The organism is Chryseobacterium mucoviscidosis (assembly GCF_002177115.1).
Classification (GTDB): domain Bacteria; phylum Bacteroidota; class Bacteroidia; order Flavobacteriales; family Weeksellaceae; genus Chryseobacterium; species Chryseobacterium mucoviscidosis.
Window position 1 is genome coordinate 14,318 of sequence record NZ_MVAG01000113.1, and the last position, 15,094, is coordinate 29,411.

At 38.9% G+C, this 15,094-nt stretch carries 6 protein-coding genes; all 6 read left to right on the forward strand.

Annotation, left to right across the window (positions count from 1 at the left end):
- Positions 1 to 298 precede the first annotated feature (298 nt).
- Positions 299 to 1,438: a DUF3500 domain-containing protein gene (locus B0E34_RS08940; protein WP_087708821.1), complete on the forward strand. Its 1,140-nt coding sequence runs from the start codon at positions 299 to 301 to the stop codon at positions 1,436 to 1,438.
- Between the two features lie 77 nt (positions 1,439 to 1,515).
- Positions 1,516 to 3,717 (forward strand): TonB-dependent receptor, encoded by a 2,202-nt coding sequence (locus B0E34_RS08945; protein WP_087708823.1) that lies wholly within the window; start codon positions 1,516 to 1,518, stop codon positions 3,715 to 3,717.
- Between the two features lie 111 nt (positions 3,718 to 3,828).
- A complete protein-coding gene (locus tag B0E34_RS08950) occupies positions 3,829 to 5,196 on the forward strand; it encodes a DUF3500 domain-containing protein (protein WP_087708825.1) in 1,368 nt (455 codons plus the stop codon).
- A gap of 4 nt (positions 5,197 to 5,200) precedes the next feature.
- Entirely contained in the window at positions 5,201 to 6,334 is a 1,134-nt protein-coding gene (locus tag B0E34_RS08955) for a HupE/UreJ family protein (protein WP_165762966.1), read from the forward strand.
- A 439-nt stretch (positions 6,335 to 6,773) separates the two neighbouring features.
- Complete coding sequence (locus tag B0E34_RS08960; protein WP_087708829.1) at positions 6,774 to 11,396, forward strand: FG-GAP-like repeat-containing protein; 4,623 nt, start codon at positions 6,774 to 6,776, stop codon at positions 11,394 to 11,396.
- Between the two features lie 565 nt (positions 11,397 to 11,961).
- Entirely contained in the window at positions 11,962 to 15,090 is a 3,129-nt protein-coding gene (locus B0E34_RS08965) for a glycoside hydrolase family 2 TIM barrel-domain containing protein (RefSeq protein ID WP_087708831.1), read from the forward strand.
- Positions 15,091 to 15,094: the final 4 nt, after the last annotated feature.

Genomic DNA, 15,094 nt, shown 5'->3' on the forward strand with positions numbered 1-15,094 from the left:
TAAGATATACAAAGGCGTAAAACTTCTCAAAGTAATACCATTTTTGTCTTTTTTAAATAAACGAAGTGCCTTTGTTTAGCTTACCAACTTTCAATAAGTAAAAAAATCTTTTGTTTTTCTTTGCGATAAATTAATATATAATACTATAAATCAATTATTTAAATTTATTTCTTGTCCCGAACTGAGGTTAAAATTAAAAATATACATTTTCACCACAACTATTTTACCATTGACCACACTTTCCTGAAACCCATCAGATTATTGATTTTTTTTGTAATGAATTTTAAAATAACATATTATGAAAAAGATCCTTTCGATGGTAAGTATTCTGGGTATTGCACTGGGTACGGTTATCGTTTCGTGTTCGGGTGACAGCGATTCTGCAGATTCTGGTAATTCTACAAGCACTACAGGAGGAGGCGCATCCGATAATGCAGTGGGCACAACTGGAGCAGCATCCGTAGCCGCTACAGATGTTACGGCTTGTGGTTCCGTAACAGGCGTTTCCAAAATCGTCTGCCTTACCGAACAGTTTAAAGCTACGCTTACTTCCTCACAGCTTGCAGCCCTTCAGTTGGATTATACGTATGCCAACATCAAAACCTGGTCTAATCTTCCTGCCGCGATGTCTGCAAGAAAAGGAATTCCTTTGGGAAATCTTAATGCAACACAGGTAGGTATCGCCAAAGCCATCATTAAAGAAATGAGCGGAACTACTGCTAATGAAGGCTATGATGAAATTCAGCAATTGCTGTATGCCGATAACTATCTCAATGCCAATGGCGGAGGAAGCACCTATGGCTCAGGGAACTTCTATCTGGCTTTCTTCGGAACTCCTTCTGCAACAGGTAAATTCGAAATTATGTTTACAGGGCATCATAAAACCATTGCCAATACCTATAACAATGGTGCTTTGGTGGCTGCAACCCCTTTATTTACCGCTACAGAACCGTTGTCTTTTGCGGTTAACTCTACAACGTATGCTCCGATGGATCAGGAGAAAAATGCTATTGTTGCTTTACTTGGCGCACTTTCTTCCACACAGCTTGCCACTGCAAAAGCCAGTACAACGTTTACGGATCTCGTTTGCGGACCTAATGCCAACTGGAGTTTCCCGACTGCTTTTTCAGGGCTGCAGTGTTCTGCCTTGGATGCGACTCAAAAAGCACTGGTACTGAATGTAATTAAAACGTATGTAAACGATGTTTCCGATACTAATGCAGCTTCTATTCTGGCAACCTACACTTCAGAATTAGACAATACCTACATTTATTACAGCGGAAATACTTCGATGACGGTAAAAAATGATTATTTCAGAATTGCAGGTCCAAAAGTGTGGATCGAATTTTCCGTACAGGGCGGGATTGTTCTCAGCGGAGTGCACTATCACTCCATCTGGAGAGACAGAGTGAACGATTATGCAACGACTAATTCATAAAAAGATTCTTACTCAAACCTCACAGGTTTTTAAAACCTGTGAGGTTTAAAAATCCACAACAAAAAATTAAAAATGAAATGAAATTTCTTTTATTCCTTCTTTTTCCGGTTTTAATATTCTCCCAGAATACAATGAGGGGGATTATCTCTGATGAAAACGGTCATCCGGTAGAAAATGTTTTGGTAAAAAATATTTCTAAATCTCTGTATCATACGCATACCGATATTTCAGGGAATTTTTCGTTGGAAAATGTAAATCTGCAGGATAGTCTGGAATTTGTTCATCAGGATTTTGAGCCCCAAAAGATCGTTCTGAAAAATCTGGAAAACCTGAATATTATCTTAGAAAAGAAATCATTTCAGATTAAAGAAATCACCATTACGAAAAATTTAAAAAATTTAAATACCATTTCGAAAATCGATTTGCAGGTGCAGCCTGTTGCTTCATCTCAGGATCTGCTGAGAAAAGTTCCGGGGCTGTTTATCGGGCAGCACGCAGGAGGAGGAAAGGCTGAGCAGATTTTTCTGCGCGGTTTTGATGCCGATCACGGAACCGATGTTGCCATTTCTGTGGACGGAATGCCTGTAAATATGGTGTCTCACGCTCACGGACAGGGATATGCCGATCTGCATTTCGTGATTCCGGAAACGGTAGAAAGCATCGATTTTGATAAAGGATCTTATTTTGCGGATAAGGGCGATTTTGCCACTGCCGGATTTGTAGCTTTTAAAACCAGAGATTTTGTCGACAAAAGCAGTTTAGGATTGGAAATCGGACAATTTAATACCTTCAGAACCAACGGGATTTTTAATCTACTCAACAAAAACAACCAGTCTGCCTATTTTGCAGGTGAGTTTTTAATGACGGATAATTATTTTGATGCTCCTCAAAACTTCAACCGCATCAACCTTTTTGGAAAATATACCTCAAGACTGAGCGATAAAGACAGACTGTCTGTCTCTGTTTCGCACTTTAACAGCAAATGGGATGCAAGCGGACAGATACCGGAAAGAGCTGTAAACAGCGGACTTATTTCGCATTTTGGAGCAATAGACAATACGGAAGGAGGCACAACAAGCCGAAGTAATTTCAATCTTCAGTACGAAAGAAAAATGAGTGACGATTCTTTTATCAGAAATCAGGTGTATTTCAACAAATATGATTTTGAACTGTACTCTAATTTTACCTTTTTCCTGAATGACCCCATCAACGGAGATCAGATCAGGCAGAAAGACAACAGAACGATTGTAGGATTTCAATCGGAATACAACGGGAAAATAAATGACAATATCAGCTTTAAAACAGGAGGAGGTTTACGAAATGATAATAATAAGGATATAGAACTTTCTCATACCAAGAACAGACAAACCGTTTTGCAATATCTGAGTTTGGGAGATATTAATCAGACTAATCTATTCGGGTACGGCAGTTGGGATTTCTCTTTCGGAAAGTGGCTGATTAATGCAGGATTGAGGGTAGATTATTTCAAATTTAATGTTGTGGATCAATTGGCAGAAAAATATCAGAATCAGTCTGAAGCAAAAGCCGTTTTTAGTCCGAAACTTAATTTTTTATACTCTTTTAATACAGGTTTTAACGCTTTTCTGAAGTTAGGAAAAGGGTTTCACAGCAATGATGCAAGAGTGGTAATTGCCGAAAAAGGGAAAAATATTCTGCCGGCTTCTTACAATGCCGATTTGGGATTTTCGTGGAAACCTCTTCCCAACGTATTAATAAACGCTTCATTGTGGTATCTTTTTCTCGAACAGGAATTTGTTTATGTAGGCGATGAAGCGGTGGTGGAACCCTCAGGAAAAACAGCAAGAAAAGGTGTTGATGTCGGATTGCGTTATCAGTTGAACAACTGGCTTTTCTGGAATACCGATTTTACCTACACCCACGCAAGAGCCATACAAGAAGCCAAAGGCAGTGATTACATTCCGCTTGCTCCCAAAACTACCTTTGTCAGTGGATTATCCGTGAAAAATCTTAACCGTTTTTCAGGAAGCATAAACGCAAGATATTTGGGAGACCGACCTGCAAATGAGGATAACTCTGTAATAGCAAAAGGGTATTTTATCACTGATTTTTCTGTGAATTATCAGTTCAGGAAAGTTTCTGTGGGAATTAATATCGATAACATTTTCAATACCAAATGGAAAGAAACCCAGTTCCTCACCGAAAGCCGTCTGCAAAACGAAACCGAAAGCGTGGAAGAGATACATTACACCGCAGGAACGCCCTTTAATGCACGATTGATTTTAAAATATAATTTTTAAAAACAAACTTTTTTAAGCTTATTAACATAGAAATCTTTGCGCTTTCCAAGAAGAATATTTTTAATAAAAAAAGTTTAAACAAACTCAACCTATAATTTAAACACTTATACAATGAAAACACTATTCAGCATCACTGTAGCCACTTCTGTTGCGGCACTTTCATTTTTCAGCTTTTTTAAAAAAGATACGGAAACCCCAAAAGCAGCGTTTATGACGAATATTGCCAAGAAAAATAAAGCTGCGAAAACAGTGGTTACCACACAACAGATTATTGATCTGGCAAATGCCTTCAAAGCCACCCTTTCCAGTTCACAGATTGCAACGCTGGAGCTGGCTTATACGTATGCCAATGCAAAAACATGGTCTAACCTTCCTGCTGCCATGTCCCCAAGAATCGGGCTGAAAATGGGAACTCTTACAACGGCTCAGTTAACTGCTGCCAGAAATCTCATTCAGGCTTTATCCGGAACGGGAAATGAAGGCTATAACGAGATCTACGGACTTTGGATGGCAGACAATTATCTTTCTAACAACGGAGGCGGAACCACTTACGGAGAAGGTAATTTTTATATTGGATTTTTCGGAACTCCATCTTTATCAGGAACCTTTGAAATCCAGATGACAGGACATCACAGAACGGTTTCTAACACCTATATTAACGGAATTCTTGTGGGGGCAACTCCTTCTTTTGTCGCGGCAGAACCTTTTGCCTCTTTTACTTATAATTCGGCAACCTACCAACCAATGATTGAAGAAAAAACGGCTCTTGTGAATATGTTGTCCGGGTTATCTTCCGCACAGCTTACTACGGCACAGCTTTCCACAACGTATACCGATTTGGTCTGCGGTCCCGGAAAAGACTGGCTGTTCCCGACCACCAAATCCGGACTGAAAGTAAGCAATTTAACAACAGCTCAGAAACAGCTTGTCTACAATGCAATTGCAACCTACGTAAATGATGTGGACGATGCGAATGCTGCAGCCATTATGGCAAAATATAATAATGAACTGGATAATACATACATTGCATGGTCTACCGATGCCACACTGACCAACCAGAACGGTTATGTAAGAATAGACGGACCATCGGTATGGATAGAATATTCTGTACAGAACGGAATCATCCTTACTCCGAAACATCCTCACAGTATTTGGAGAGATCATACAACAGATTACGGAGGAACAGGAAATACATTATCCACGGATGAAACCAATACTTCCATTTCTAAACCTATGATTTATCCTAATCCGGTAAAGGATTTTGCTACTTTTAACTTTACAGCTTCTGAAAAAGGAAATACAAAAATCAACATCTATGACCAAAGCGCAAGATTAGTGAAGAGCATAGAAAAGAACAATCTGCCGAAAGGACAAAATTCTGTCTCTGCCGACTTAAGCAGTCTTGAAAAAGGAGTTTATACCTTCAATATACAACACAATGGTACAAAAACAAGCGGACAAAAACTCATCAAAAAATAAAGGGTTGAAGAAACTGTTTCTTTTATTTGTCTTTTTTTCAGTCTTTGCATCGGCGCATCCGCTGCCGGATACGAAGGTCATGTTTCATATGTATCCGAGCGGTGCGGCCATTGATATTACTGCGCCGCTTCGTGATTTTGAAATCGTTTTCAACGGTAAAATAACACCGGATCAGAAAAAAAAGATTCAGGAGTATTTTAAAGATCATATCAAAATTTCCTCTGAGAACAGATTCTGGAATATAGAACTTGTTGATTATAAGATCTCCAGAACACGGGATTCTGTGGTCGGGCTGTATGATAAAATAGATTTCAGGATTACGGCAAAACCACAAAAAAAAGAAGATACCCGAAATTTCACCCTTCATTACGATGCCTTTGTACACCAGATCTATAATCACAAATCGATTATAGGATTGGCTTCCGACTGGGAAAAAGGAGTACAGAATTCTAATCAGATTCTGGGGGTTGCAGCGCGGGATCTGGACGGAAATATTCAGCCTCTGAATATATCATTAGAGGAAGGAAATTTTTTTACAGGGTTCAAAAGCATGGTTGAAATGGGCTTTCGTCATATTTTAGAAGGGAAAGACCATATTTTGTTTTTAATTTCCCTGCTTCTGGTTGCCCCGTTTTTTGTAGAAGACAGAAAATGGAAACTTTTCCACAATAAAAAATCTGCGGTAAAAAGAGTGGTAAAGATCGTAACCGCTTTTACCGTAGGACATTCGCTGATGCTTATTTTGGGAGCCATACAATTAATAAACATCAACCCGAATAATATAGAGATCGGGATTGCGATTACCATTATACTGTCCGGAATCAATATCTCCAAACCCATCTTTTTCGGGAAAGAAGTTCTTATTGCCCTGCTTTTCGGATTTGTGCACGGACTTGCTTTTGCCAATACCATTACGTTCTTTAATCTGGATATCAGTCAGTTTATATGGAGTGTTTTAGGCTTCAATATAGGAATAGAACTGGTGCAGATCCTGATTGTACTGATAAGTTTTCCCATTATCCTCTATGTTTCCAACAGGTTTAAGAATATCGATCTTTACAGGTCTGCCGTTTCAGTTTTTGTGATTGTAATGGCTTGTTACTGGATGTATGAAAGAGTAGAAAGTTTCCTGCAATAACAAGGAGATGAGGAGTTTCTTTTAAAAATTCTGAAAACTCACCCATTCCATGATCTGGAAAATGAAAGAGGTTTAAGTGTTTGATTTTTAGATTTTAGTAAAGAGAGGATGAAAGCATCTTCTCTTTAATTTTTCCTGTTGTTTCATCTAATTGCTAACAGTAGATCTTGCGATGGCTGTAAAATTCTTCACAGAAGCTCAGACAGTTTTGAGTCTTGGATTGGTTATAATTGATTTTTTTTATTCTGATTTTCAGAAGGATATCGTTGCATACTATTTGCATTGAGCCAATAAACTCTTTAAAATTCCAAAAAATGAAACAAAATCTTTTTTTTGGAATTTTTTTTCCAAAGAAAAAAGTGTAAGCTTTTGAAAATCAATACATTTTAAAACAAGCATATTTGTTGAATGCGGTCTACTACCTAAAATAGCAGCAAGTATGAAAAATTTATTCTTTTTATTTATTCTTTTTTTAGGGGTAAATAATCTCTACGCAACAGGAGAGCCCTCAACTTATTTTCAAATTTATGTTCCACCGAATAACGATGCCGTACAAAGAAACGTCTGTTTAGTGGTAACGGCTATCTACGATGATACGGAATTTAATATCATTGATGACGGTGCGGACGGAGATACGGATGATTCTAAAACCGGAGTGTTAAAAGCAGGGCAGAGCTACGTCCTGTATATTAAAGACAATGGGATTAATGATGATGCCCGTTATGCTTCCGGTGGTGTTTTAAAATGGGACGGAGACTATTTTATTGTAAAATCCAATAAACTGGTGTATGCTTCCCAAAGTACAAACAGCGATTGGCAGCACGACTGGGTTCCGAGTGTGGATAAAAGCTCTATCGGGCAGAAATTTATTGTGTATGCTCCCATGATTACCTCTTCCAAAAGAGACATCAATGTATTTGCCTATCAGAATAATACCGTAATAGACTTTTACAAAATCTCTACTCAGGCAAAAACAAATACAGGTTTTACGGATGTTGATGCTGAAAATCCCGTAAAAGTTTTTTCCAAAACCCTGAACGTTGGGCAGGATTTAATTTACAGCTTTCCGGAAGGAAGGGATGCGATGATTTCGGGAGAAACGTATATGCTGGTCGCCAATAAGCCCGTAACGATGCAGTACGGAGCCTTATTCGGAAATGAGCGGGACGGAGGAGGATATGTACCTACCTCCAATGGAAGCTCTTCCGGAGAACTGATGTATTTCGCGGTTCCTTATCAGTCGGGTGGTGAACAGGAAATAAGAATTGTGAGCTGGGACAATGCCAATACCGTGAAACTGGATCGTTTTGTAAACGGAAACTGGGTACCTGTACAAACCTTTTCTCTCAATCGGTTAGCCGCGGGAGACTGGGTGGGAAAAACCAATGGAAACGTTTCTTATCCTACCGTCTTCAGAGTTACCTGTTCCGCAGGAAAAAAAGTCTCTGTTTTTGAAGGAAACTGGTTTGAAACCGGTTCTCCGGGAACCTCCGATATGGCAACAATGGTTTCTTCCGAAAGCGGAACAACGGCAGGAAAAAAGTTCCTCACCTATATTGCTCCTCCGGGAAATGAAACCAATGTAACCAACCCCTTAACAGGATCAAAGTATAACGGTTCCTTTTCTCACCTGTATTTATTTTCAAAAACAGGAGCTACCGTTACCGTAAAAGATGCTTTAACCAATGGGACAAAATTTAATAAAACATTTACCATTACTCCCGAGAAATATGCAGACTGCTCCATAAGTCTAAATGAATGGAAAGCATTTTACAACGGAACAGGAACAGCTTCAGGATCGGAAAGACCTTATCTGATCGTGGAAAGCAATAATGATATTGCGGTGATGAACAGTAATTTCAACGATAACTGGATGTGTTATACCGGAAGTTCTTTAGGACATTCTTTCACCCAGACAAGCAACGTAAGCGACGATGCACTCATCCCGACCGAACAGGCAACCGTAGTTTCTCAGGTTAAAACGGGCGGGGAAGTAACGAATCCTTCGGTAGAAGTTATTGTACAGGAAGGACTTAAAGTAGTAGAATCGAAAATTATTAATCCCAATCAATCCCAAACACAGGGTGTTGTTACGGAACTTAATGACAAAACAAAAGTAGAATATAATAACTTACCGACATTACAGCCGAACTCTACGTATCAGATTGAAACCAAAGTGGTGGCAACCGTAGGTGCCAATAACGGAGAACTGGTAGGAACCACGCTTAATTCCACCGTTGAAACCGTGATAACAGGAAAAGTGAACGGAGAAACACAACAGTCAACCATTGCGAATTCGGTATCTGTACAGACCACCAATACTTCAAAACTGATATTTTCACGTCTTGAAAATCCATTGTTTGATTCATTTACCTCCAACTCATGGACTATCAGTTGGGTAGATATCAACAATGATGGATATGATGATATATACATTACAGATATGGGACTTACTTCTCCTAACCGAATCTTTATGAATAATACAGCCGGAGGCTTTACAGCAGGACAGGTTTTACCTGAAGACGGGGTTTCTATGAGCAGTACATGGGCAGATGTGGATAATGACGGAGATGAAGATTTATTGGTTCTTAATAATACCAGAAATCCCAACCGTTTCTACAGAAATGACAACGGTACATTGGTCGCAGACAATACCAAATCTTTTACTCAGGATGTTTCCTATTATCATGGCGGTGCCTTTGCAGATTATGATAATGATAACAAAGCAGATGTGTTTATGTGTAATTATTTCCCTACAAAATACAATGAGCTGCACAGAAATACAAATAACGGAAGTTTTGTAAAAGAAGTTACAGATGCCATTCCGCTGGAAGCCAATTCTTCTCTTGGACCAACATGGGCAGATTATGATCAGGACGGACTGATGGATTTATTTGTCCCTAATGGAAGCGGAAATAAGAACTCTTTATTCCATAACGACGGAAACGGAACCTTCTCCAAGAAAAATAACATCATTAATCAGGAAGGCGGAAAATCTGTAGGAAGCTGTTGGGGAGATATAGATAATGATGGAGATTTGGATTTATTCGTAACCAATTCCAATACAACAACCAATTTCCTGTATAAAAATTTAGGAAACGGAAATTTCCAGAAAATAACCAGTTCTATTGTTAATCAGGGAGGAAGTTCTCACGGATGCAGCTTTGCAGATATTGATAATGACGGAGATTTAGACTTGTTTGTAACCAATGACAGAATCAGAAAATTCCTTTATTTTAACGACGGAACCGGAAATTTTACCGAAAACAGAGACGAAGCAATTACCTATAATTTCGGACTTTCTTTCGGGCACGCATGGAGCGATTACGATCATGACGGCGATCTGGATCTTGCCGTGGCAACGCATTCCAATCAGAAAAACCACATTTTCATCAATAATGGAAATACCAATAAATGGCTGGAAATTAATCTGAAAGCCACAGAAAGCAATGGTTCTGCCATCGGTACAAAAATATTTGTAGAAACAGGAAGCAGAACGCAGATGAGAGAAGTAAACAGCCAGAGTGGTTTTGGAGGACAAAGCAGCTATACGCAGCATTTTGGATTAGGAAATGCAGCAACCATCAATACCATCACCGTTAAATGGGCAAGTGGAATCATTCAGAAACTGACGAATATTTCTGCTAATCAAATACTCGAAATCGTAGAACCACAACAGACAAAAGTTTCCGGAATCGTTTATTTTGACACCAATAACGACGGGGTGAAACAGGACAGCGAACCTACCGTTTCAAGAGCGGCTATTAAAGTGGTGCCTACCAATGCCAAAGTATATTCCAGTGATGCCGGTACATTCAGCTTTTATACCACTCAGAATGATGTTGAGCTGAAAATTTTAGAAGAGAACGGATTAAGTGTAGGTTCCAAAGTATTCGATCTGACCAATTATCAGCCTTCCCAAAAAATATTTATTGCTGCAACGTCAACCTGTAACGATACAGATTTGAAAATAAATATGGGAGGAACGGCTATCCGAAAAGGATATACCAATAACCAGTTTAAAATTGTAGTAAGCAATCAGTCCCGTAATATATCCAATTCAAGCATTTTAAAATTTACAGTACCTTCCTCTGTAAATATTATCAGTCCGTCCTTACCGATTGCACAGCAGGAAAGCTTTGTTGAAAATTCAAAAAACTATACAACATATTCCTGGAGTATGGGATCTTTAAATCCTTTTAACAATAAAGTCATTAGTTTTATGACCGGTACAGACGCATCCGTTTCAGTGGGTGATGAATTGGATTTTAAAGGAGAAATTGTAAACTCATCGGCAGACTGCAATATAGATGATAACCTGCTGATGCAAAAATACCCTGTTTATGGAGCGATAGATCCTAATGATATTCTGGTTTCTCCGAAAGGCTATGGAACAGAAGGATATATATTACCCGATCAGTTGCTTACCTATACCATCAGATTTGAAAACGTAGGAAATTTTGCTACTCAGAATGTATCCATTATAGATAACATTCCGCAGGAATTGGACATTAATACCTTTAAAATGGTGTCTGCAAGTCATGATAATGTATCTGTGGAAATTATAGACAATAAGATCACGTTTAAGCTGGAAAATGTGTTTTTACCGCCTACTTCAGAAGATTCAGACCGATCTCAGGGGTATGTTACCTTCTCCATTCTTCCTAAAAAAGGATTAGAAGAAGATACAAAAATTAAAAACAGTGCATTCATTGCATTTGATGACGAAAACCTTCTGAAAACCAATACGGTAACCAATACCATTCAGTCTAAAGCACAGGAACAGGAAATGACAGTCGTTCATCTGTATCCAAATCCTGTAAACGATGTTGCATTTATAAGACTGGAGCACAGAAAAGGTTCAGAATACACAAGAAAAAAAATAATAAAAGCTGAGGTTATTGATGTGAACGGAGTTCTTATTTTAGAAAAGAATTTCAGTGCCTTAGAAGAAGTGAGAATAGATCTGCCTTTACAGATTAAAGGATATTATCTGCTGAAAGTTACAGATTCAGATAATAAAGCGTATACCAAAAAAATGATCGTTAAATTTAGAGAATAATCTTTCAGTTTTTAGGCTCATCCTATTGAGTCAGCATAGAAAAAGCAAAATTTAAATCATTGATTTCAGTCAGACCATTCGAAATTTTCGGATGGTTTTTTTTGTCTTAAAAAGCAGGTGTGCTTATAAATAATTTTCGCCAAAATCATTATTTTAATTTCAGAAATTCTCAGAAAATTTTAACCCTGAAGATTGAATTTTTACAAAATATTTTGAAAGTAAATTGTTTGAAAATTCTCAAAAATGTGAAATTTTAAAGCAGATTTCTCATTTCAATATTTTTATCTGAATGTTAAAAAATGTCGTATTAGGAGCTGTAAAATGTTAAATAATTCTTAATTCAATTTCATAGAATTCAACTGATTTTTTGATCTGAAAATGATTTTATTGCTTCTTGATTGTTGTTTAAGTATTTGACATTCAATAGTTTATTTATGTATATCAAATGTATATACATATTATTTATGAACTAATTGTTAACATTTTTAAATTAGGCAAAGACGATTCATCATTAAATAAGAGGTCTTGTCCGAATTATAAAACTGAATAGAAATTATATAACATAATGAAAAGAATATTATTTTTCTTGGTCTGTATTGGCACTCATCTTTCCCATGCCCAATCCCAGAAAGTTGAGGTGGTGAATAACACAGACGGACAAAAATTAGAAGTGAACGGAAAGCCTTTCATTGTAAACGGAATGAACTGGGATTACTATCCTGTCGGAACCAATTACAACTATTCCCTTTGGAAGCAGTCTGATGATTTCATTAAAAAAGCTTTGGACGATGAAATGGGACTTCTGAAAAATATGGGCGTAAATGCCGTAAGAATCTACACCGGAATTCCTGCAAAGTGGATTACGTATATCTACGAAAATTATGGAATTTACACCATGCTTAACCATTCTTTCGGAAGATATGGCCTTACCGTAAATGGCTCATGGGTGGCAAACACAGATTACGCAAATCCTGCAACCAAGGAACTTTTACTGAAAGAAACCAGAGAACTGGCAGAACAGTATAAAAATACACCGGGACTTTTGCTGTACCTTTTAGGGAACGAAAATAATTACGGCTTATTCTGGGAAGGCGCAGAAACGGAAGATATTCCTATGAAGGACAGAAAATCTACCCAAAAAGCAATCCCGATGTATCAGCTCTTCAATCAGGCAGCTTTAGAAATAAAATCTTTAGATCAGAACCATCCGGTTGCTTTATGTAACGGAGACACCCTGTTTTTAGACATCATTGCCCAGGAATGTAAAGATGTAGATATTTTCGGAACCAATGTATACCGAGGTGTTTCTTTTGGCGATCTCTTCCTGAAAGTAAAAACAGAATACGGAAAGCCGGTTCTTTTCACCGAATTTGGAGCAGACTCCTTTAACGAACTTTCTCAAAAAGAAGATCAGGATGCACAGTCTTATTATCTGCTCGGAAACTGGCAGGAAATCTATGAAAATGCAGCCGGATTAGGAAAAGCGGGAAATGCACTGGGAGGATTCACATTCCAGTTTAGCGACGGTTGGTGGAAATACAAACAGACCGAAGATCTGGAGGTACACAATACCAATGCATCGTGGAGCAACGGAGGATACATCAGAGATTTCCAGAAAGGCGAAAATAACATGAACGAAGAATGGTTCGGAATCTGCGCCAAAGGAAAAACAGATGCTACAGGACACTATCAGTTATATCCGAGAAGCGCATATTACACCCTGAAGCAGGTTCATCAGTACAATCCTTACGAGAGCACTCAGATGAAATCTTCCGGCGTGGTTAAAAACTATTTTAATGACATCAATATTACCGATGCAAATCTTAGAGCAAGAGGCGATAAAGCCGCTCTGAAAGGAGAAAGCAGTGATATGATCAGAATCAGCAATCTGAGAGCAGATTTTTCAACCTTCAACACCGGAGGAAGTCTTATCACCACACCAAAAGAAAAAACAGATGCTTATACATCCTATCCGAATAGACAGGGCTTTGATCATATGCAATCCTATTACGTGGGAATAGAAGGAAATCCCACTGCCAATATGAGAGCCAATGTTAACTTTAATATTCTGGGAAATGTGGCAGAAAATCCTATCGACCAGATATTTTATGAAAACAGAGGAAGAGCAATTCAGGTAATGAATGCAGACGGAACCACAACCACAATGAGAGATCTCAACAGAATTCAGGTCTACAACGCAAGTTATACATGGAATCAGAAATACTTTGATCTTCACGGGTTCTACAGAACAGGGCATTACCATTGGGGATACGAAGGCGATCTTTTCGGACTTTATCCTGAAGCCAATTACGGTCCTAATATGGACATCTACAACGGAGAAGCCCCTTTCGGTTTTGAATTCACAGGAAAAAAAGAAATCAATGGGCTGAAAGTCGCTTTCGGACCGGAACTTTGGTGGGGAGCCAACCCTGCATTGTTGGTAAAATACTCAAGAAAAGCAGGGAAATTCGATCTTACAGGAATCTATCATGAAGATCTGGATCAGAGAGGAGATACACAAAGTTCATTTGCCATTCCGCAGCCTAAAACCAGAAGAGTAACATTAGCAGTTCAGAGAAAATTCGGAAACTTCGGAATTGATCTGGGAGGAATCTGGGGCGGACAGCCGCTTAACGGAAGAACATTCCAGTTATACAGAGACGGAAACATTTATCAGGATCAGATCAGCGGCAAAGACAATTGGGGTGGAAAGGCCAAATTCACCTACGCAGGTGGAAAATTCAACTGGTACGCACAGGGAGCCATGATGGGTCTGGTTGCCAATGGAGGAGCAGATTACACACAGACCTTTACAGGATGGAGACTAAAAGACAGCGGAAGCGGAAACCAGTATAATGTCCTTTCAGGATTTACCTACAACATCGGGAATTTCCAGATTGCGCCTAATTTCCTTTGGCAAAAGCCGATCGAAGGACCGGTTCCAATGGACGCACCTGCACCGGGAAGACCAAGAAATATACTGCAGGATCCTTTTGTGGTAAGAGCAAACCGCGAGCAGACCGCAGGAGAAATTCTTTTCACGTATGATCCTACTCCGGCTACATGGATGTACGCGTGGGACAGCGATAAAACAGAAGATGCACCATTTGCATTCAGTACAGGATTTGTGTACAGACATTTGCCGACAACACAGGATGCTGCAATAGGAATTTTACCGGACGGAAGAACCACTTTTGCATTTCCGGGAGCTGCACCGGCAGCCAATCTTTGGGAAGCCAATGCAAGAATTGTTTCTAAAGTAAGCTCCGATTTCGGAGTGATAGCCAACATTTATGGCGGAACGGCACAGGCAAACGGAAGCGATACCAGAAAAATCGAAAGATTCGGATTGGAGCTGAGAACCATTTACAAAAAATTAAAATTTGTGACCGCATTCAAACTGAACGATTGGGGACCTTACGATTACCACAGAGATTATAACCTTACCTTCCCGATGCAGCTCATGGGAGATCTCTCCCTTGAAATAGGAAAACCGGAGTGGTGGATCCTTCCGGGAACAAGAATCGGAGTTCGCGGGACCTACAGAACTTTAGATCAGTATTCTCCGAGATATGCACCTACTTATACCATCAACGGTGCCGGAAACTGGGTTCCTGATCCTACCGCAATCGGATTCCCGAACGGAAACGAATGGGAGATCAGAACTTATATTCAAATCAATATCGGTAAATAACTTG

What these genes read in the sequence shown, in the direction of transcription:
- B0E34_RS08940 (WP_087708821.1), top strand. Translation starts at nt 299, where the DNA reads ATGAAAAAGATCCTTTCGATGGTAAGTATTCTGGGTATTGCACTGGGT.
- B0E34_RS08945 (WP_087708823.1), top strand. Translation starts at nt 1,516, where the DNA reads ATGAAATTTCTTTTATTCCTTCTTTTTCCGGTTTTAATATTCTCCCAG.
- B0E34_RS08950 (WP_087708825.1), top strand. Translation starts at nt 3,829, where the DNA reads ATGAAAACACTATTCAGCATCACTGTAGCCACTTCTGTTGCGGCACTT.
- B0E34_RS08960 (WP_087708829.1), top strand. Translation starts at nt 6,774, where the DNA reads ATGAAAAATTTATTCTTTTTATTTATTCTTTTTTTAGGGGTAAATAAT.
- B0E34_RS08965 (WP_087708831.1), top strand. Translation starts at nt 11,962, where the DNA reads ATGAAAAGAATATTATTTTTCTTGGTCTGTATTGGCACTCATCTTTCC.